General features: G+C 66.9%; 19 protein-coding genes. 9 read left to right on the forward strand and 10 right to left on the reverse strand.

The annotated features are described in order from the left end of the window. Nucleotides 1–51 precede the first annotated feature (51 nt). The 6 genes from Pla123a_RS10055 to Pla123a_RS10080 all read right to left on the reverse strand — a co-directional run bounded on the left by Pla123a_RS10055 (nt 52) and on the right by Pla123a_RS10080 (nt 6,439). Nucleotides 52–1,080: an esterase/lipase family protein gene (locus Pla123a_RS10055; RefSeq protein ID WP_146586460.1), complete on the reverse strand. Its 1,029-nt coding sequence runs from the start codon at nt 1,078–1,080 to the stop codon at nt 52–54. 11 nt (nt 1,081–1,091) lie between these two features. Then, a complete protein-coding gene (locus Pla123a_RS10060) occupies nt 1,092–2,714 on the reverse strand; it encodes a trypsin-like peptidase domain-containing protein (RefSeq protein WP_146586462.1) in 1,623 nt (540 codons plus the stop codon). 60 nt (nt 2,715–2,774) lie between these two features. Then, a complete protein-coding gene (gene recA, locus Pla123a_RS10065; RefSeq protein WP_146586464.1) occupies nt 2,775–3,908 on the reverse strand; it encodes a recombinase RecA in 1,134 nt (377 codons plus the stop codon). 238 nt (nt 3,909–4,146) lie between these two features. Further along, nucleotides 4,147–4,710, reverse strand: coding sequence for an RNA 2',3'-cyclic phosphodiesterase (gene thpR, locus Pla123a_RS10070; protein WP_146586466.1), 564 nt, complete (start codon nt 4,708–4,710; stop codon nt 4,147–4,149). 101 nt (nt 4,711–4,811) lie between these two features. Beyond that, nucleotides 4,812–5,720, reverse strand: a complete 909-nt coding sequence (locus Pla123a_RS10075; protein WP_146586468.1) for a PfkB family carbohydrate kinase — start codon at nt 5,718–5,720, stop codon at nt 4,812–4,814. Nucleotides 5,721–5,839: 119 nt separating this feature from the next. Beyond that, nucleotides 5,840–6,439, reverse strand: coding sequence for a GDSL-type esterase/lipase family protein (locus Pla123a_RS10080; protein ID WP_146586470.1), 600 nt, complete (start codon nt 6,437–6,439; stop codon nt 5,840–5,842). A gap of 273 nt (nt 6,440–6,712) precedes the next feature. Between Pla123a_RS10080 and Pla123a_RS10085 the strand changes: the two genes are divergently transcribed. Both Pla123a_RS10085 and Pla123a_RS10090 read left to right on the forward strand, forming a co-directional pair. Further along, on the forward strand, nt 6,713–7,432 hold the full coding sequence (locus Pla123a_RS10085; protein ID WP_197527842.1) for a YwaF family protein: 720 nt from the start codon (nt 6,713–6,715) through the stop codon (nt 7,430–7,432). Next, nucleotides 7,387–8,031: a GNAT family N-acetyltransferase gene (locus Pla123a_RS10090; RefSeq protein WP_146586474.1), complete on the forward strand. Its 645-nt coding sequence runs from the start codon at nt 7,387–7,389 to the stop codon at nt 8,029–8,031. Before Pla123a_RS10085 ends, Pla123a_RS10090 begins: the two co-directional genes overlap by 46 nt. A gap of 173 nt (nt 8,032–8,204) precedes the next feature. Here the strand turns inward: Pla123a_RS10090 and Pla123a_RS10095 are convergent, their stop codons facing one another. After that, nucleotides 8,205–9,941, reverse strand: coding sequence for a DUF1559 domain-containing protein (locus tag Pla123a_RS10095; RefSeq protein WP_146586476.1), 1,737 nt, complete (start codon nt 9,939–9,941; stop codon nt 8,205–8,207). Nucleotides 9,942–10,628: 687 nt separating this feature from the next. On the opposite strand from Pla123a_RS10095, the gene Pla123a_RS10100 reads away from it, so the two are divergent. After that, the gene (locus Pla123a_RS10100) at nt 10,629–11,579 is read left to right on the forward strand and encodes a PEP-CTERM sorting domain-containing protein (RefSeq protein ID WP_146586478.1); all 951 of its coding nucleotides are present in this window, start codon (nt 10,629–10,631) and stop codon (nt 11,577–11,579) included. 125 nt (nt 11,580–11,704) lie between these two features. Here Pla123a_RS10100 and Pla123a_RS10105 read toward each other — a convergent pair whose 3' ends face one another. After that, nucleotides 11,705–12,250, reverse strand: coding sequence for a DUF421 domain-containing protein (locus tag Pla123a_RS10105; protein WP_146586480.1), 546 nt, complete (start codon nt 12,248–12,250; stop codon nt 11,705–11,707). Nucleotides 12,251–12,473: 223 nt separating this feature from the next. On the opposite strand from Pla123a_RS10105, the gene Pla123a_RS10110 reads away from it, so the two are divergent. The 4 genes from Pla123a_RS10110 (at nt 12,474) to Pla123a_RS10125 (ending at nt 15,522) form a co-directional block, all read left to right on the forward strand. Further along, on the forward strand, nt 12,474–12,758 hold the full coding sequence (locus Pla123a_RS10110; RefSeq protein WP_146586482.1) for a hypothetical protein: 285 nt from the start codon (nt 12,474–12,476) through the stop codon (nt 12,756–12,758). A 158-nt stretch (nt 12,759–12,916) separates the two neighbouring features. Further along, nucleotides 12,917–13,666 carry a 3-keto-disaccharide hydrolase gene (locus Pla123a_RS10115; RefSeq protein WP_197527843.1) on the forward strand — a complete coding sequence of 250 codons (750 nt, stop codon included), beginning with the start codon at nt 12,917–12,919 and terminating at the stop codon, nt 13,664–13,666. A 3-nt stretch (nt 13,667–13,669) separates the two neighbouring features. Beyond that, nucleotides 13,670–15,088 carry a Gfo/Idh/MocA family protein gene (locus Pla123a_RS10120; protein WP_146586486.1) on the forward strand — a complete coding sequence of 473 codons (1,419 nt, stop codon included), beginning with the start codon at nt 13,670–13,672 and terminating at the stop codon, nt 15,086–15,088. A 26-nt stretch (nt 15,089–15,114) separates the two neighbouring features. Further along, nucleotides 15,115–15,522: a hypothetical protein gene (locus tag Pla123a_RS10125; protein WP_146586488.1), complete on the forward strand. Its 408-nt coding sequence runs from the start codon at nt 15,115–15,117 to the stop codon at nt 15,520–15,522. 37 nt (nt 15,523–15,559) lie between these two features. Here the strand turns inward: Pla123a_RS10125 and Pla123a_RS10130 are convergent, their stop codons facing one another. Next, nucleotides 15,560–17,839, reverse strand: a complete 2,280-nt coding sequence (locus Pla123a_RS10130; protein ID WP_231956382.1) for a GH92 family glycosyl hydrolase — start codon at nt 17,837–17,839, stop codon at nt 15,560–15,562. Between the two features lie 252 nt (nt 17,840–18,091). Between Pla123a_RS10130 and Pla123a_RS10135 the strand changes: the two genes are divergently transcribed. Together Pla123a_RS10135 and Pla123a_RS10140 are read left to right on the forward strand one after the other, a co-directional pair. Continuing rightward, nucleotides 18,092–18,295: a hypothetical protein gene (locus Pla123a_RS10135; protein ID WP_146586492.1), complete on the forward strand. Its 204-nt coding sequence runs from the start codon at nt 18,092–18,094 to the stop codon at nt 18,293–18,295. Between the two features lies 1 nt (nt 18,296). Continuing rightward, nucleotides 18,297–19,157 (forward strand): PP2C family protein-serine/threonine phosphatase, encoded by an 861-nt coding sequence (locus Pla123a_RS10140; RefSeq protein WP_146586494.1) that lies wholly within the window; start codon nt 18,297–18,299, stop codon nt 19,155–19,157. A gap of 153 nt (nt 19,158–19,310) precedes the next feature. Here the strand turns inward: Pla123a_RS10140 and Pla123a_RS10145 are convergent, their stop codons facing one another. Then, nucleotides 19,311–19,526, reverse strand: coding sequence for a hypothetical protein (locus tag Pla123a_RS10145; protein ID WP_231956383.1), 216 nt, complete (start codon nt 19,524–19,526; stop codon nt 19,311–19,313). Nucleotides 19,527–19,541 lie beyond the last annotated feature (15 nt).

The following is a 19,541-nucleotide window of genomic DNA, read 5'->3' on the forward strand; positions in this document are numbered from 1 at the left end:
CCGTTAGCTCGCTTGTGTTTCCGGTTTATCGTATCGCGCTGGCGGGGGGTGTCAACGCGGGGCCGCCTGCAGCAGGCGGTCGAGAATCACCTGCCGTGCCTCCAGTCCGCCCGGCTCTTGGTCGCCGTGCACGACGCCGAGGTGACTGAACGGCAGCACCACGGTGTCGGCAACGCCAGGCAGCCGCCCCCGACTGATCGCAACGGCCCCATCCCCTTTGCCGTCGGTGACCTCGTCCATGCAAGCCAGGGCCCTATCGACCGCGGCCGCGTCGGTTTCCCACCCGGGGGTCAGTTCGGCTGTCTTCAGCAGGGTCTGGCGGACCAGGTAGCGATGCTCCTCGCTGACCTGAGCGGCCGAGCCGAGCAGTACGGTGTATCGCACCTCCTCGCGTCGGTCGCGGGCGTTGAGTCGGCGGAGGAACTTGGAGCCCGGCCGGAGGTCGGCTGGAGCCTCGCTGAGGCCGTCGGCGATCGACTCCCTCACCCGCCGCCACGGGTCGGCGCCGTCGTTGCGGACGATCCAGTGCTCCCATAGGTCGAGCCCAACCGCGTAGCGGGCGAGGGTTGAGCCGTGCGTTGGCGGGGCGACCATTATCAGGCGGTCGACGTTGCCGGGCCAGAGGCCGTCGTCCTCCAGGCACTCTCGCGCCACCAAGCCGCCCATCGAGTGGGTCACCAACGCCACCCGACGCTCGGGGTGCTGCTCGGCAAACAGCCGCAGCTGAGCCGACAGCAGCTCCGCCGAGGCCCGCAATGGCTGGTCGTTCGGATAGGCGAATTCGCCGCACGGCAGCCCCTGCCCACGGACCAACTTAACGAGCGCCCGGGTGTGGGCCGGGTTGGAGTTGAAGCCGTGCACCTGAACGACCACAGGCACCTCGGTTGGTGCCTCGGCCCAAGCGTCGTCGAGCTTCATACAGTAGCGTTGATGGTCGGCGTCGCAGGTCGCGCACTGGCGCAGCCACCCACGCCATCCTGGCTGCTGGGGTAAGTCGGCGCTGGCCGCCGGTGAGAGGGCAGCCAGCAGGCCCGCGACGAGCAGCACGCGTCGCAACGGGCCTCGGTTTCCGGAAATCATAGGCGCGTTAACTACGGGATCGCGGGGCGTTCGACCGGCTTGGCGTTCTGCGGGGTGTTGCCGGGCGTGAACCTCAGCCGCACACTGTCCCCCGCCTGTTGCACGGCCTCGCGGAATTCTTCGGGGTTGGACACCCGCTGTCCAGAGACGTGGCTGATAAACATCCCCGGTCGGATTCCCTGACGCCAGGAAACACTGCCCTCGTCGACCTCGACCACCGCGACACAGCCGTCGCGGTCAATGTGCCCCTGGGAGGACGCCTGGGCCAGCAGCGTGGTGTCGACCGCCGTGGCGTAGTCGACGTGCATCCCTTGCCACGCCGGTCGGGGGCTGGTGACGACCTTCTCGCCCGGCACGTAAATCTTGTCGAGCCGGACAGTGGTGTTGTTCCGCCGCCCATCACGCAGGTAGGCGAGGGGCGTCTCGACGCCCGGGGCCAGGCCGCCAACCACGAGCTGCAGCTCGTCCGACCCGTCGAGGTCCTCGCCGTCGATCGCGACCACGACGTCGGTCTTGCGGAGGCCGGCCCGGTCGGCCGCGCTCCCCTCGTACACGTGGTTCACGACCACTCCCTGGATGCCGCTGCCGACCGCCACCAGGTGGTCCGGCTCGAAGCCGATTCCGAGCAGGCCGTACTCGACCTCGCGGCCCGCACACAGGTCCTCGATCACCCGCCGCATCACCTTGTTTATTGGGATCGCGTAGCCCGCTGGCTGCTCGTGCCCGGCGATCGACGCGACGCTGGTGATCAGGCCGATGAGCTCGCCCTGCAGATTGACCAGCGCGCCGCCCGAGGCGTTCCAGCCGAGCTTGGCGTCGGTCTGGATCAGGGTGCCGAGGTGGTGCAGCGTCGTGCGGTACTCGTCGCCGCGTTCGGTGTCGTTGAGGTTTTCGCCGCCCGGCGCTTTCTGCGCGAGGTTCGAGACCATCCCGTAGCTGACGCTCGGCTGGCCGTCGCTCTCGATGGCAAACGGGTTGCCGACCGCGATGACAAGATTACCCTTCCTGAGGTCCTCGGCCTGGCCGAACTTCAGCGGCTGCAGCTTATCGGTCCTGGCCCTCAGCACAGCCAGCCCGCTGCGGGGGTCGGCGCCGACGATCTCGGCGGGCAGCTCGTCGCCCGCGGTGGTCGTGACAAAGTGCCGATCGCCCGGCTTCACCACCAGGTACTGTGTGAGGATCAGCCCGCTGGCGTCAATGACCACGCCGGCGCCGGTGACCCGCGCGGCCTGCTCCTCGGCTTCGCCCCGGAAGCGGCCCAACGGGTCGACGCCGGGGAAGCCGCGGTCGAGCTGCTGCAACGCCTGCAGCTCGCCGGGCTGGAACTGGCTCCGCAGGCGGGCCTCGTCGGCGGGCGACGCGGCCTGCGGTTGACGCGGCGCGGGCGCCCTGGAAATCGCTACTACCGAAGGCTCTACCCGCTGGATCACCTCGACTAGCTTCGACTCAAACGCGGCCAGCAGCCCCGCCGCCGACGAAGACCCCGATTGGGCCGCCGGTTGCTGCGCAGCGGCCGTTCCACCGCCCAGCAGCAGCGCCGCAACGCACGACAGCAGGCGGCCCGCGGGAAGCGGTCGGGCTGCCCGCGGGCCGGTGCAAGGGGCGAGGGGATCGTGGCTCTGGCCGTGCGTCATTTGGTACTTGCTCGTTGAATTACTGCCGACGAGCCAACCGGCGCGTAGCCGCGGTGGCGGCTACTCTTCGGGGGCTTCGTCTTCGTCGCTGGCTTCGGCGGCCACCTCGGCCGGCTTCATGGCCAGCAGGTCGTCAAAGCCGCCGGCGGCCAAGATCTTGTCCTTGATTTCGGCGGCAATGTCGGGGTTTTCCTTGAGGAAGAGCCGCGCCTTCTCCTTGCCCTGACCAAGCTGCATCTCGCCGTACCGGAACCAGGCGCCGGTGCGGCTGATGATCTTCTGCTCGATGCCGAGGTCGATCAGGTCGCCCTCGTAGCTCACGCCGTCTTTGTGCATCATGTCGAACTCGGCGACACGGAACGGCGGCGCCACCTTGTTCTTGACGATCTTGGTCCGCACCCGCTGGCCGACCACCTCCTCGCCGTCCTTCAGCTGGCCGATCCGCCGCACGTCGATGCGGCAGGAGCAGTAGAACTTGAGCGCCCGGCCGCCCGGCGTGGTCTCGGGGCTGCCGAACATCACGCCGATCTTCTCGCGGATCTGGTTGATGAAGATGACGGAGGTCTTGCTCTTGGCGATCGCGCCGGTCAGCTTCCGCATCGACTGGCTCATCAGCCGGGCCTGCAGGCCGACGTGCGAGTCGCCGATCTCGCCGTCGAGCTCCTTCTTTGGCACCAGCGCGGCGACCGAGTCGATCACAATCACGTCCACCGCGTTGCTCTTGATCAGCATCTCGGTGATGTGCATCGCCTCCTCGCCGTGGCTCGGCTGGCTGACCAGCAAAGTCTCGAGGTCGACGCCCAGCTTCCTCGCCCAGCTAGGGTCGAGGGCGTGCTCGGCGTCGATGAACGCGGCGATGCCACCCTTCTTCTGCGACTCCGCGATCACGTGCAGGGCGAGCGTGGTCTTGCCGCTGGACTCGGGGCCAAACACCTCGATGATGCGTCCGCAGGGGATGCCCTGCCCGCCCAGCGCCATGTCGAGCGACAGGCTGCTGGTCGAGATGCCCTCGATCCGGCGGTCCGACTCGCTGCCGAGCGGCATGATGGCGCCTTCGCCGAACTGCTTCTCGATCGCGGCCACGGTGTGCCGCAGGTCGTCGCTGTTCTCCAGCACAGTGTCCATGGCTGTCTTCTTCTCGGGCTTGTCCGCCTTTTTCGACGCTGCCTTCGACGCTTTCCCCCGCTTAGCCATACGATTCTTTGCCGTTCCGTTGTTCACTGTTGCTGTAGAAACCATGCGACAAGTCCTTTTATGGTGGAGGGTTACGGATGACGCAAGCCACCCGCCTCGGGAATCTGCTCCGCCCAACAAGGAGGCTGAGTGGGCAAACACCAACTACTGTACGTCCGAATAGTATATCGGTGTACAGTACCCCCAGCAAGAGATTTTTCGTCGCTGTTTTGTGTTCCCGATGCCGCTGATGTCAAACCTACAGGGTCACGCGGGCCAGCACATGGTACTCCGGCCCATCGGGTCGCAGCTGGCTGGCGAACACGGTGACAGCATCGACTAGCATTTTCCCGGCCTCGAAATCGGCCAAGCTAGACAGCTGGTCGGCCAGTTCGCGGGAGGGCCGCGTGTTGCGGATCAACCGCCCGATCGTGAGGTGGGGCACGTACCGCCGGTTTTCGCCGCGGAACCCCAGGTCGGCCAGCTGGTCGTCGATGGCGGCGTGCAGCTCGGTGAATGGCTCTCCGCCCTCGCCCACACCGACCCAGAGGGTCTTTGGCCGGTCGGCCGACGGGAAGGCGCCAACGCCCTGGGCGGCAATCTCGAACGGTTCGAAGCCCTCGACCGCAGCGGTCACCCGGCCGCAGACGTCGACGATCTCTTGGTCGGTGATGTCGCCCAAGAACTGCAGCGTGAAGTGCAGGTTCTCTTTTTCTACCCAGCGGTAGTCGCTGCCGTGCGCAGCGAGACGCTGCTTGGCGGCCACGGCCCCGGTGCGGACCTCGGCAGACGCTTCAACGGCGATAAAGGTGCGTGTCTTCACGGTGCAGCTATTAGCCGCGGGGCGTTAGCCCCCGGTTCCTGCAGGCCAAACCGGAGGCTAGCGCCCCACGGCTCAATGCGCAATGGACTGGCGGACGCCGGCTAGAACGACAGCATCTTGCGGAACTTGGTCATCCGGTCCTCGATGTCGTCGCGGCTGATCTCCTTCATCCGCGCCAGGCCAAAGCCCTCGACGTTAAAGCTGGCGGTCAGCGTGCCGTACGCCATGGCGGTCTTGATCTGCTCTGGCTCGAAGCCGTTGTCCTGCTCGGCGAGGTAGCCCATCATACCGCCCGCGAAGCTGTCGCCGGCGCCGGTCGGGTCGACCACCTTGTCGGTCGGGAAGGCGGGCATGACGTAGGTCTCGTGCTCGGAGAAGAACATCGCTCCGTGCTCGCCCTTCTTGATGATCACAAATTTGGGGCCCATCTCGCGGACCAGGTGGCCGGCCTTCACTAGGTTCTCGGTGCCGGTCATCAGCTTGGCCTCGCTGTCGTTGAGGACCAGGCCGTCGAGCTGGCCGAGCAGCGCGTCGAGGTCACGGCGCTGGGTCTCGATCCAGAGGTCCATGGTGTCGGCCACGGCGAGCCGCCGCCCGGGGGTCTGGTCGAGCACCTTCTGCTGCACGCCCGGCACGCCGTTCGCCAGGAAGACGTACTTGGCCTCTTGGTAGCTCTCGGGCAGGACCGGGTTGAACTCGCCGAACACGTTCAGCTCGACGTTGAGCGTCTCGCGGTCGTTCATGTTCGGCTCGTAGCGGCCGGTCCAGGTGAAGGTCTTGCCGCCGGCGACCTGCTGGAGGCCGGTGGTGTCGATGTTGCGGCTCTGCAGCAGCACGGTGTGCTCGGCCGGCCAGTCCTCGCCCACCACGCCGACCAGCCGGACCGGGGTGAAGAAGCTGGCGGCGTACGAGAAGTGGGTCGCCGACCCGCCCAGCAGGTTGTCGTGGCGACCGCCCTCGGGGGTCTCGACGTTATCAATGGCGACCGAACCGACAACAAGCAGGGGCATATTCTGGGAGGGGATAGGGGAAAGGCGAAAGGGAATGCACCAAGACCGGAGATTATCGCTGCGTTCTGGTTGTCCTACAACCGGGCTGCGGGGGACGTTTTGCCCGGGAAGAGCCGCTGCTACAGCTCTCTTACGACCTCGTACGCCGCCTGGCCGACCATCCGGGCGCCCTCGGCGTTGGGGTGCAGGTTGTCGGGGAACAGCTCCCCGCGGCCGGCGAACAACTCCTGGCCGTCGAGCGTCGGCAGCCCGAGTTCTGCGGCGACCTCGATGATCGCGGGGCGGACCTCGGCGTCGAGTGCAGCGATGTCGATCTCCGGGAGCGGCTCGAACACCGGCGGCGGGATCACCACCACCACCTGGGCGCCCGAGCGGAGCCGCCGGAAGTGCTCGATCAGGTCGGTGTAGTCGGCGCGGAAGTTCGGCAGGTTGGCGAGGTTGGCGTGCTGGGCGTCGTTCGTGCCGAGTGACACCAGAGCAATCTCTGCCGCAAAGCGGTTGGCCGAGGTGAACGAAGCCGTCTGCCAGTACGGCTCGTTGGTCTCGCGGCCGGCAGTCGCGCCACTGTAGCCAAAGTTCCGGACCTGGTACGCCCCGCCCAGCAGCCGGCCGAGCACCGCCGGGAAGCACTCCTCCCGCCGGTTCTCCAGCCCACGGCCGAACACCAGGCTCGCCCCCACGCAGGCGACGCGGCACGGGTGCTGCTTTTCTTCGCTCATCTCGATGCTCTCGTTTCCGGGATTCGTAGTTCCTGCCGCGCCGACGCCGCCAATCTCACGCAGGCGGTCAGCTTTGACCAGAGCCCGCAAGGGACGGCGTCGGAGTTTCCATCGGTCCGGCAGGAAGGATCCCGCCAAAACCGCCGAAAACCCCCGTTCGGTTCTTCGGGCCGCCGCGTTCTTCCACTAAGATGCACCGGCCGGTATTTCTGCCCCTTGTCCACTACGAATCGCCCGATGTGGAGCCGCGAGGCTTTCCTGAGCTGGGACACGATGTCCCACTTTAGCGCCGAGCACCTGGCGTGCCTGGCGACAGTGGTTGGGATGGCGGTGCTGCTGCCGATTGCCGGCCGGGCGTGGCCCGGCCGGACCTTGCCGGCGGGCGTCGGCGCCGGGTTGGCGATGATCTCGGCCTCGGGCTACCTGTTGTGGCTCGTGGCCGTGGTGTGGCTCGGGGCGTTTGTGCCGACCCGTGACCTGCCGCTCGAGTTCTGCTACGTGGTTGGCATCGTAGCACCGTTCGCGCTGTTGACGCGCAGCCAAGTGGCATTCGACTTCTTGTACTACGGGGCCACCTCCGGCGTGCTGCACGCCTGTATCACGCCGGTGTTTGCGCCGTCCTTCCCGCACCCGAGGTTCTTCGCCTTCTGGGCGCTTCACGGCGGCGCTGTGGTAACCGCCATCTTCGCGATTCTCGCACTCGGCCGCCGCCCGAGCTACCAGGGGATCTTCACCACGGTCGGCGTCATCGCCTGTGTGCTGTGCGTTGTGATCCCGGTCAATCAATGGTTCGGCGCAAACTACTTCTACCTCCGCGAAAAACCGGCCGGCTCTGTGCAGGAGCTCCTAGGCCCGTGGCCGACCTACGTTACGGCCACGATGCTGCTCGGCCTCGTCAACTTCCATTTGGCCTACCTGCCGTTTGCCCTTTCGAAACGAACCAGCCCTTGCCCCGAACCTCAACCGCACCTGAGCGATCCGTCACCCGAGTAGAGGTCGCCATCGGCAGCGACCTCACCCCCGCCCAGCAGTCGGCAGTTGTCGACGTGCTGTACGAGGGGTTCGAGCGGAAGATCCACCACCTGCTCCTGCTTTCCAAGAGCGAGGAGCAGGCCAAGCGGCTCATCCCGCAGCTCGTCGATTTCTCGCAGAGTTTGGTTGCTGTGCGTGGCGGGCGGGTCTGCGGCGTGCTGTTCATGAACCAGGGCCGCGACCGCTGCTTCCGATTCGACTGGCGGCTGGGCGTCAGCGAGTTCGGCCTGCTCGGCACGATCGGCCGCCGGATCAACTACTGGCTGGTCCACGAGAAGAAACGCCGGCCCACCGAGCTCAACATCCAGGCCATCACCGTCCGAGCCGAGCTCCGCAACCAGGGCCTCGGCACACTGCTGGTAAACGAGGCCCAGCGCTACGCCGGCCGGCACGCCTTCCGCGAACTCACGCTCGAAGTGGTCGACACCAACCCCCAGGCCAAGCGGTTGTACGAGCGGCTCGGCTTCACCACCAAGAAGACCGAGAGTACCTGGCCCTTCACCGCCCGCGCCGGGTTCAACGCGGTCGACACCATGGCCAAGCCGGTTGAGGCCGTGTGAGGCGAGCCAGCCGCCGCGTCCCCCCTGCTCGTGTGCCGCGTGAGCTCCGCCGCCCGGCCGAGCCCAACGACCGTCGCCAGCGGTTGGGTCGGGCCGGCCCCTGGTCGTGTACTAGGGTTTAAGTTCTGCCGCCCGGCGGCGGCCCGCCAACGCCGGATCGGCTCGGTCTAGACTTACCAAGCCTCGCCGCCGCCGCGGGTAAGCATGAAGCCCCAGGTTTGCGCGTTGATATTCGTGGAGATGTTCTCAATGTGGCCGTCGACGAACGCCGCCAGGAACACGCTGGGGTGCAGGTCGCCCACGCCCTGAAGCGGATTGTCGGCGGCCGGCGACCAGTCTTCGGGCTTCGTCCAGGTGGCGGCCGTGTCGTCACTCACCTGGACAATCGCGATCGTTTTCGACGTGCCGTCGGTGATCTCACGCAGGGTGGTCCCGCCTTCCTTCTCTTCGAACAGCAGCCCCTCGCCGACCGGCGCCAGGTAGCTCGTCTTGCCGTCCTTCACGGCCAGGCCCGAGCTCGGGTCGATGTACACCTCGGGCATCTTCTCGATCAGCGTCAGGTTGTGCTCGCTGTCCCACGGCTCGTCGAGGTGGAACTCGTTGTACAACGCCTGCTCCTCGATGTAGGGGAGGATCGCCACCCGCCAGCTCAACAGCGGCTCGCCGTCGGCCGAGTAGATAGCGTGGGCCGGCAGGCGCCCGTTGGCCGACTCGTAGTTGAGCAGCGCCAGCATCAGCTGCTTCAGATTATTTGTCGACTGGGTCCGCCGCGCGGCCTCGCGGGCGGCCTGCACGGCCGGTAGCAGCAGGGCCACCAGCACGCCGATCACGGCGACGCTGCCCAGTTGCTGGGCGTTCGAGGGGGTGGCCTCGAACACGGTCAGGGTATTGCCGTCGCGATCGAGCTTGATGCCGTCGAGCGTCCCCTGCGACATCCGGTCGGAGTAGGCCGCCATCGCACGCTCGACCGGGTCGTCGCTCTGGCGGAGGCGGCTCAGCTCGACCTCGCTCTTGCGGCGGATCTGCTCGCGCAGCAGCGCGACGCCGTCGAGCGTGAGCGACTCAATCTGCTCGGCGTCCGACGCGTTGGCGGCGTGCACCAGCAGGGAACTGGGCCGCTGCAGATTGAGGTTCAGCGTCAGCTCGGCCGACTGGATCAGGGTCGGAATCCGCAGCAGGTCCTGGAACTCCTCGGGCGTCTCGCGTTGGGCGGCGGCCAGTCCCATCTGGATGAACGGCCGCAGCATCTCGAGGTTGGCGGTCAGGTAGAGGTCGTCGGTCGCCGGGTGCGCCAAGATCTGATCGGGCAGCACGCCGGTGGGCTTGGGGCGGTCCGCCTTCAGCAGCTTCTTCAGCATCGGCGCCGAGCCAACCAGCAGCGTGTTGCCGCCCTGCACCAGGAAGCACGGCAGCGCCGGCGCCCGGCTGACGATCGCGTCGTGGCCGTCGATCTGCCCCGGCTCGGTGTGCTCGGTCAGCTCGGCAGCCAGGGCCCCAAGGTCGACGGGCTGGTCGGTCTCAAAGGCGATGGCGTAGAACGGAGTCGGGCCGGCGGGCGGCTCGACCACCACCGTCACGCGGCTGGCGTGCGTCGGGTCGATGCCGAGGTACTTCAGACCGGCCGCCTGAGCGACCTCGATCGGCAGCATCTGCAGGTTCGGGTCGGTCAGCACCTGCTGCGGGCGGAGGCTCGCCGCGGCCATCGTCTGCGGCGTCAGGTAGGCAGGGTCGATCGCCCCGGCTTGCGGCTGCCTATCATTCGCCTCGTCTGGCGGCGCCTGCGCCCGAACCGCCGAGTACGGGTAGATCAGCACCGACCACGCGAGCACCAGCCGCAGCAACGACGCGACCTCCAGCCTGGAATTGAGCGTCCCGAATCCGTGAGTGTTCGTTGAGCGTCGGTCAACCATCGCTGCCCCCTGTGTTCGTGTCCCGTGAGAAGTCGTCTGCGGCGGCGTCGTGGCGCCCGCGGTGCTTTATTCGCCGGTGGACCGTGGATCATGCGGCGGAGGCCAACGGCGACTTTTGTCCCGAATTCGGCCCATCAATTTTAGGGACAAAAGTCGGTCCCGATTTCGGCCGACGGACGCCGCAAGCCTTTATTAACTATCTACTTACGCATTCGCCAGCATCAAACCGAAAGCGACTTCTGTCCGTTTTTGCCCACAGCAACGGACAGAAGTCTGCCAGCCGCGGCCTGAGCGACGACGCCGGCCCGACAATGCGGGTTGCCCACCATTAGAGCACACTTGCTGGCCTACATTCAGCAACAAAATGGCCGGCCACGGCAGGAAGCTACCAACGCTCCCAAGCCCCAACTCCCGTGGCAGCTTCGACACCATCGCCGCCACGCAAGATCAACTGCCGCGCTTGTGTCGGAGTCGCGGCTGTCCGCGTGCCGGGGTCGTAGGAACGTGGTATGGCTCTCTGTTTTGCGTAATGCTTTATCCCAGTTAGTAGCATCTCCCGTGAATTGCAGGACTGCGGCAAATTCGGGTTTGTTGTGCATTTCTACGGCGGAAGTCAATGTGGATTGGATAGTGGGTGCATGTTTGATCCGCCACTGATTCTGCAACCTTGACTTAGGAATGCGACTAATGAAGCTGTTCACCTCGAGCGTGGCCTCGCTGGCCATCGCGCTGTGCGTGGGAGGCCAAGCCTCCGCCACGATCTTTAGCGAAGACTTTGAGGTCGATCCGACCGCTAACTGGACGGTCAACGACTCGGCCCTCTCTGACATTTCTGTCAACTTCAACTACGACTATTCGGCGATCGGCGTCCCGTCGGCGCCCAATGGAGCCGGCACCAGCGGGCTGAAGATGTCTGCCAACAGCACCGGCGGCGTGTTCAGCGGCTTTAGCGTCTCGCCCACCGGGCAGAGCTTCTCCGGCAACTACCAGGTCAAGTTTGACCTGTGGCAGAACTACGTCGGCCCTGTCGGCCCCGGCGGCAGCGGCACCACCCAGCTCTCTTTCTTCGGCGTCGGCACCTCGGGCACCGAGGCCATGTGGGCCGGTGCGGCGACGAAGGAAAGCGTTACCTTCGGCGTCACGCTGGACGGCGGATCGTCGGTCGACTACCGCATCTATGACTCGGCGAACCCCACCGGTCGCACCGACGCGGCTTCCTTCGCCGGCGGCGCCGATCGCAATGGCAGCAACCCCTACTACGCCGTGTTCGGCGGCGACGCGGCGCCTGTCGATCAGGTCACGCTCTACCCCGCACAGACCGGCGTCACCGACGCGGGCGAGATCGCGTTCGCTTGGCGCGAGGTGACCATTGATGTCATCGCGGACGTCGCCACGATGTCGATCGACGGCCTGCCGATCGGCATTGTCGACATGTCGGCCCTGACGCTTGGCGGCGGCAACATCCTGTTCGGCCACGGCGACACCAACAACGGCTCGTCGTCGGATCCCAACGCCGAGCTGCTGAACGTCACGCTGATCGACAACGTGCAGGTGTCTCAGCTCGTGCCGGAGCCTTCCAGCGTGCTGCTGTCGCTGGCCGCTGCGGCCGGCGGGTTGTTCTTCCGTAAGCGGTCCTAACGACCGGCTGCGGTGCGACCCTTCGGAGTCGCGTTACTGGTTCAGGCGGAATCAAGTGCCCCTTCTGCTCGGGAGCGGCGGCAACGGCCGCGGCTCCCGATCTTTCTTGTTGGCCCGCTGCCGCGTCACGCCGATAGCCGATCGGAGTCGGCTACCCCGGCAAAGATCGCGGGGTCGACCCGCGCGTCCGGATCAGCGCTGTGCAGCACCGAGACGTCGCCTGTCGCTTCGAACACAACGGCGAGCACCTGATCGAAGTTGAACGCGTTGGCCGCACGCAGTTTGCCGTACAGGTCCTGCCGCGTCAGGTTGGCCCGCCGCAGGTTGGCGTCGAGGATCTCGGCGCCGTGCATCAACAGCAGCGGCTGGTTCTCGATCACCTTGGTCGTCGCCGGGACGCGGACGCGGAGCACCGCCACCAGCAACTGGCCGAGGTACAGCATCGCGAGCGCGGTGAGACCAATCACCAGACTCGGCGATGGCGACGAGATCGTCGAAGCGAACAGCGAACCTACCGCCACGGTCATCGCGAAGTCGGCGGCCGACATCTTGGAGAAGCTGCGGAGACCAACCAGCCGGGTGTAGAGGAGGATGGCCGAGTAGGTGACAAGGGTCGAGAGCACGACCATCGGCACGTTTGACCAGCCAGAAACGATCCATTCTTTGAGCATGAGACCCGGTTGACCACTGCAGGGTAGGAAGCGAGAGAGATCCTCCGGCGACCGGCATAGCCAGCCCCGAGGCAACTGCCAGTATAGATTCCAGTGCAACTGCTGTGCCCATCTACTGCTGCGTTCTCCTTTGGGGGCCGGGTTGCCCCGGGCGGGCTCTAGTAAGAGCCCGCTGATCGACTTCTAATCAGGAGAGCCCCGCCCCAACAGTACAGGAGTCGCCATGACACTCTCCCACGACTACGACGGTGAGCTTGATTGGCTGTCGCTCGAGAAAGCGCCAGGGCCCGCGCTTAGCCACGCAGAGTGCGTTGCGCTACGCATGTGGCTTAGGCAGGTCGCGGGCCGACTCGCGGCGCTGCACGGAGACGACCCGGACGTGCTCGCCTCCCAGACGCAGACCGTGGTCTGCTTGCTCGACGAGTACGCCATGTACCTCAAGAGCTACCTGCGGATCGAGGGGCACGACATCGAACTCAAGCGGGCCGCGGACGCGCGGCCCGGCTAGCGGTCAACGATGGCAGGTCCTCACTGATTCTGGATCGCCGAGGTTGCTATCGGGGAGAAAAGTTGCATCCGCCTGCCCGATGCGGCACAATGCGGGCTTCCAATCTCTTGGCGCCGTCCTGGCCGTCGTCGCCCCCGCCTACCAAAACTACGACTGCCGTGCCTTCCCCCCTGCAATGCGCCACCGCGCTGGCTGCGCTGTCGGTATTCGTTCAGCTCGCCCCGGCCGCCGAGCCAACGGCCTCCCCCGCTCCAAACGGATTCCGCGAGCTGTTCAACGGCCAGAGCCTCGACGGGTGGGAGGGCGCGCCCGGCTGGTGGGAAGTCCGCGACGGCGTGCTGACCGCCGAGAGCACGCCCGAGCACCCGTGCGAGCGTTCGCACTACCTCTATTGGACCGGCGGCGAGCCCGCCAACTTCGAGCTGCGGATGGTGTACCGCCTGACCGGCGCCGCCAACTCCGGCGTGCAGTTCCGTAGCCGGCGTCGCCCCGACTTCGACACCTGGGGCTACCAGGCCGACGCCGACTCGGCCAACGAGTACACCGGCTGCCTGTACCAGCACGAGCGTGGCCTGGTGGCGCTGCGTGGCCAGCGGGTCACGATCGACGCCGACGGCGCCAAGAGCATCGAGACCTTCGCCGACGCCGAAGAGCTGCTCGCCGCCGTCCACGACAACGACTGGAACGAGTACCGCGTGGTCGCCGACGGCCCGCACATCACGCTCTGGATCAACGGCCGGAAGATGTGCGAGGCAACCGACCACCAACCGCGGTTCGCCCTGCCGAGCGGCGTCATCGCCCTGCAGATGCACCAGGGCCCGCCGATGAAGGCGGAGTTCAAGAGCATCCGCCTGCGTGAGTTCACTCGCAACGACCAGACCAACCCAACCACCAAATCAGGGGAGTAAGGGATGACCAAGCCCACCACCAGCCGCCGCGACATTCTTAAGCTCGGCGCCGCCGCAATCGCCGCCCCGACCGTGCTGCCCGCCTCGGTGCTGGGCCGCGACGGCGCGACCCCGCCGAGCGAGACCGTCCGCGTTGGACTCATCGGCTGCGGCGGGCGGGCCACGCTGGTCCGCGAGGGCGCGGACGTCCCCGGCTTTCAGGTCGTGGCCGTGGCCGACTGCCTCAAGGAGCGGGCGGTCAATTTCTCCAACCAGCACTCAGGCGGAAAGTGGCCCGCCTACGAGGACTTCCGCCAGATGATCGACGCCGAGCAGCTCGACGGCGTCATGGTCGAGACCACCACCCACGCCCGCGCGTGGATCGCCATCCACGCCATGCAGATGGGCATGGACGCGTACATCGAGAAGCCGATGGCGTTGACGATCTCCGAGGGCCGCGCGATGGTCGACGCCGCCCGCGCCCTCCAGCGCGTCACCCAGGTCGGCACGCAGCAGCGGAGCATGCCGATCAACAACTGGGCGAGCGACCTCGTGAAGAACGGGGCGATCGGCAAGATCAAGGCGGTCCTGGCGCCCAACTTCATCGGCCCGTTCGAGTGGCAGGGCGCCTCGACCGTCGAGCCCGGCGACAAGGTCGACCCGTGGTGGGACGTCTGGACCAACCAGGCGGAGCTGCGGCCATACGACCCGCAGCTGCACCTCGGCTGGGCCCGCTGGCGGGCGTACGACTCGGGCGGGCTGTGCTTCGGCGTCAGCGGCTGGGGCGCGCACTCCTACGATCAGATCCTCCGCGCGATCGGCGCCGACGAGACCGGACCGGTCGAGGTGCTGCTGGAGGAGGAGGTCGCCGTCCGCGACTCGGGCCGCTTCGCCCCGCAGGAGACCGTCGGCGGAGTCGCGCTCGGCGCCACCGGCGACCACTTAACTGGCGACCTGGACACCGGCGCCGACTACTACTCGATGGCCAAGCTGGCCGGCCCCCGTGGCAAGGTGCGATTGACCATGGCCAACGGGACCGAGCTGCGGATGCACCTCGACGGCGACCGCGGCCCCGGCCTAGGCGCGATCTTTGTCGGCGAGCACGGCAAGATCGAGATCAACCGCAACAAGGTCGCCAGCAACCCCAAGGAGCTGGTCCGCGGCTCCAACAACCCGGGCCCCAACACCCGGCCGGAGACCTCCTACCACATCGAGAACTGGGTCAACTGCATCAAGACCCGCGAGCGGTGCAACGCCGACATCGAGTACGGCCAGCGGGCCAACTCGCTGTGCGAGCTGGTCAACATCGCCCGCCACGTCGGCCTGGTCGGCGTGCCGCTCAAGTGGGACCCGGCCGCCGAGCGGTTCACCAACAGCGACGAGGCCAACGCGATGCTCTCCCGCCCGCGCCGTGCGGGGTGGGAGCTGCCGGAGGTCGGCTGACCCCAAACCCTACGGAGGGTCGCGGCATGCCCAGATCGCTGGACATCAATCCCTACCAGAGCCCAAGGACGCAATCGGACTTCCGACCCTCGTGGCTCGGCAGGCTGCGCATGCCGCCGTGGGACAAGTCGGCGCCGAGGCCCGCAGGCAATGAGCCGGTGCTTGTGTTGTCGGCAGTGCCAATCCTGTTTGCTGGCTACGTGACCGCCCTGATGATCAGCAACTGCCTGCGGCTGGCCGGGTTGCTCGACCCCGCGCACCCGTGGTGCGTGTGGGCGTCGCGGCTGGTGTACCCGCTGACCTCGCTCGAGCGGGCGTTGAGCGACCCGGGGCTGATGTACGCCAACCTGCTTGCGGGGGCGGTGGTGTGGAGCGTGGCTTGGCTGGTCGCGTTGCTGACGGTCGCGTTTCTCTGGCAACCGCGGGTGACCTAACGCGTTTTCGCGGACTCAAGGCGTCCGTCGCACGCGGCTACCGCGTGCCCCAGGCCTCATTCGGCTCGGGGCCAAGCTCCAGCTCGAGAGTCGCGCCGCTCATGATCTCGGGGTAGTCGATCCAGCAGCGGCCAAGGGGCTTGCCGTCGAGCTTGGCGGACTGGATGTACAGGTTCTCGGGCGACTGGTTGTGGGCGGTGACGGTGAAGAACTTGTCGTCGCCGACCCGCAGGCGCGCCTCGCCCCACGCGGGGCTGGTGACCTCGTAGCGGGTCGTGCCGGGCGTGATAGGGTGCATGCCGCACGAGGCCAGCACGTACCACGCCGACATCTGCCCGACGTCCTCGTTGCCCACCAGGCCCTCGACCGAGTTGTGGTACGCCTGGTCGCAGATGGTGCGGGTCCACCGCTGGGTGAGCCACGGCTTGCCGAGCACGTTGAACAGGAACGGCACGTGGTGCACCGGCTCATTGGCGTGGTTGTAGTAGTCGTTCCAGCGGAAGTCGGACGGCGTGTTGTCGAAGAAGCTCTCGAGGTCCGCCAGCGCCGCCGCACGTCCGCCCAACAGCCCAACCAGGCCGTCGAGGTCGTGCGGCACGAACCAGCCCTGCTGGTACGGGTTGCTCTCGACCGAGCCGTAGTCCTGCTGCAGGCGGCCCTTGGCGGGCCAGGGCTGGAAGTCGCCGTTTCCGCCGCGGGGGCGGAACCAGCCGACCCGCGGGTCGAACAGGTTGCGGTAGCTCTGGGCCCGCTCGGCGTAGAGCCGTGCGTCGGCGTCGTGGCCGAGGGCGTCGGCCAACTGCGACAGGCACCACTCGGTGTACGCGAACTCAAGCGTGTGCGAGATGCCGCCCGCGTGGCCGCGCTGGCCGTTGCCGTCCCGCTCGACCGAGTCGCGGCACAGCTCGTACGCCCGCTCGAGGTCAAAATCACGCAGCCCCTTGGCGTAGGCGTCGGCGATCACAACCACCGCCGGGTTGCCGAGCATGCAGCCGCTGTAGGCGTTGAGCATCTCCCACCGCTCGAGGTAGTCGCGGCCGGTGTCGTCGGCGAGTTCGATCAGCGAGTTGATCGTGTCGGTCACGACCGAGGGGTTGATGATGCTCTGCAGCGGGAACTGGCTGCGGAACACGTCCCAGCCGCTGAAGATCGTCCGTTTGGTGAAGCCGTGGGCCGTGTGACGCTTACCGTCGCCGCCCGGGTAGCCGCCGTCGACGTCGACGATCGCGCGGGGGTCGATCATCGTGTGGTACAGCGCGGTGTAGAAGATCGTCCGCTGGTCGTCCGAGCCGCCGGCAATCGCGACCCGCGAGAGCGCATCGTTCCACAGCCCACGCGCGGCCTGCCGCTGCTGGTCGAAATCCCAGCCGGGGATCTCCGCCGCCAGGTTCGCCCGGGCGCCGTCGACACTCGCGTAGGAGATGCCGACCTTGACCAGCACCTGCTCGCCCTCGTCGGTAGCGAACTCCGTGAAGAAGCCGAGGTGGTCCCCCTCGATCGCTTCGGGCTTGTCGAGGATCTCGGCGGCGGCGATCAGCTTGTCGTACGCGGCGCTCTCGATCGCCTCGCGTCTGCGTGACTGCCCGGCCGGGATCGTGGCTTTCCAGACGCCGAAGTTGGCGAGCGGCTTGCTGAACTCGGCGCGGTAGTACACCGTGTAGTCGGCGTGGCCGTCGCCGTTGCCCCAGCCGCCGCCGTCGGGTGTGCAGCGAATGGCGCCCTCGATGGCGTTGTCGCCGACCACGCGGACCGACTGGTGGGTCGACGTGCCGCCGGTGCGGTGGGCGAGGTCGATCTGCACGCGGGACTGCTGGTGCTCGGGGTAGGTGAGCCGCAGCATGCCGGCCCGCGGCGCGGCGGTCGCCTCGACCCTCACGTCGTAGTCGGTCAGGGTCGCGGCGTAGTAGCCCGCCTCGGCGACCTCGCTCTGTTTGTCGTAGCGGGAGCGGTACCCGCGGGCGACCTCCCCATGGCGGCCGGCAACCACTTGCAGCTCGCCGGTGGTTGGCGTGACCAGGAAGTTGCCGAGGTCGCCGTACCAGCCGATGCCGCTCATCTGGGTGAACGCAAAGCCCTCGATGTGCTCCATCTCGTAGCTGTAGCCCGGTCCGTTGTCGCCGCCGGTGATCGTGTTCGGGTTCACCTGCACCATCCCGAACGGCGTGGTCGCCCCGGGGAAGGTCTTGCCGAGCCCGTGCAGCACGCCCGCCTTGGCGGTGCTGGTGCTGGCCCCGATGAACGGGTTCACATAGTCGGCCGGCTCGAACCCGCTGGAGACGGAGAGGAGAGCGACACACGGCAGCAGAGCGGCCAACACAGGAAATCGAAGTGACATGAGGGGCACAACGCATGGAAGAGCGGGGGGACGTAGCAACAGGCCGCGGCACACGGCGTGCAGCGGCCCACCTAGAATACCACTACGGGCGTTGCTGGTTACAACCCACTGGCCCGCGGTAACTCGCGGAATCGCCCGGCAATACGGCAAATCGGCTGCGTTTCGTGCAGTTGTCTGACTCCTCCGGAACGCTACTGTGTAGGTACCCTCCGCCCCCATAGAGAGAGCTATGCCATGACCCTGCCCGACCGCGATCACCAGGCGCCGTCGAAGATCCACACCGAGCCGGTCAAACAAGAACACGTCAGCCACTGGGACCGTGACTACCTGTCGACCGAGGAGCTCGAGGCCCGCTACAACACTCCCGGTCAGGCCCCGACTCAGGCCGACGCCGAGCCGCCGGCGGACGACCACGACCAGCGAGACGCCGGAGCCTGACATGACGACCGCAGCAGCCTGCCACGACCGCATGCAGTGCATGGAGGTCTGGGGCGGCAACACCTCGACCTCGCGATCGGTCTCGACGCCGGGGCTCGAGGTGCGGGTGCACAGCCGGCCGCACGCCGACGCCAGCGGCGGCGGAGATGTGCACTATCTTTCTTCCTGCGCGTCGGGCCGAATTACCCGCCTGCTGCTGGCCGACGTGAGCGGCCACGGCGAGGGCGTGTCGCGGCTGGCGGTCTCGCTCCGCGATTTGATGAGGGAGAACGTCAATCTGATCGACCACACCCGCTTCGTCCGCGAGATGAACCGGCAGTTCTCTGAATCGCTCAAGACCGATCGTTTCGCGACCGCGATTGTCTGCTCGTACTTCTCGCCGAAGCAGTCGCTGCAGATCTGCAACGCCGGCCACCCTGCCCCGCTGCTCTACCGCGCTGGCGAGGGCGATTGGACTTACCCCGCCCCGCCCGCCGACACCGACGAGTCGAGCGAGCCGGCCGACTTCCCGCTGGGCGTCCTGCCTGCGGCCGAATACACGCGGCTCGAGACGCGGCTCACCACCGGCGACATGCTGCTCTGCTTCAGCGACGCCTTCACCGAGTCGGTCGACGCCGCGGGCCGGCAACTCGGCTCGGCCGGGCTGCTCGAGGTGATCCGCCAGATCGACGCCGCCACGCCCGAGGCGATCGTCTCGGAGCTGCGAGATCGCTTGAAGCACGCCGACGCGACGAATCTCGACCAAGACGACGCCACCGTGATTCTCGTCCGGGCGGTCGACTCAACCACGACGCTGAGCGACAACCTCAAAGCCCCGCTGAGGCTGCTCCGCCCGGTCCGCGACCGGACGACGCTGGCTTAGCGGCGATCGTCGCGACCATCATTAGCCGACGGATTACATCCGTCGGAGGAAGTGGAGAAGAGCTCCGCCCACAGGCTAGCGTACATCGGGGCCTCCGATGGATGTAATCCATCGGCTACTAAGGCAAGGTCGCAGAGCGTTCCCGGCTCCCAGTCACCCCGTCGGCAGCTCAATCGTGAACGACTCGGCTAGCTGATCGTGGGGCGATCCCCACGCGGCCTCACTGACGCTGCCAGATACTCTCAGCCGGGAAGCATCGTCAGGATCTCTGGTCACGCGAACCTCGATCGCGTATTCAACGCCGTCGACGCCACGGGTCGTCTCTTCGAGGGACGTTTCCTCCAACCCCAGCAGTTCTACCGCGGGCATTGCCTTGAGTGAGCC

The organism is Posidoniimonas polymericola (assembly GCF_007859935.1).
GTDB lineage: Bacteria > Planctomycetota > Planctomycetia > Pirellulales > Lacipirellulaceae > Posidoniimonas > Posidoniimonas polymericola.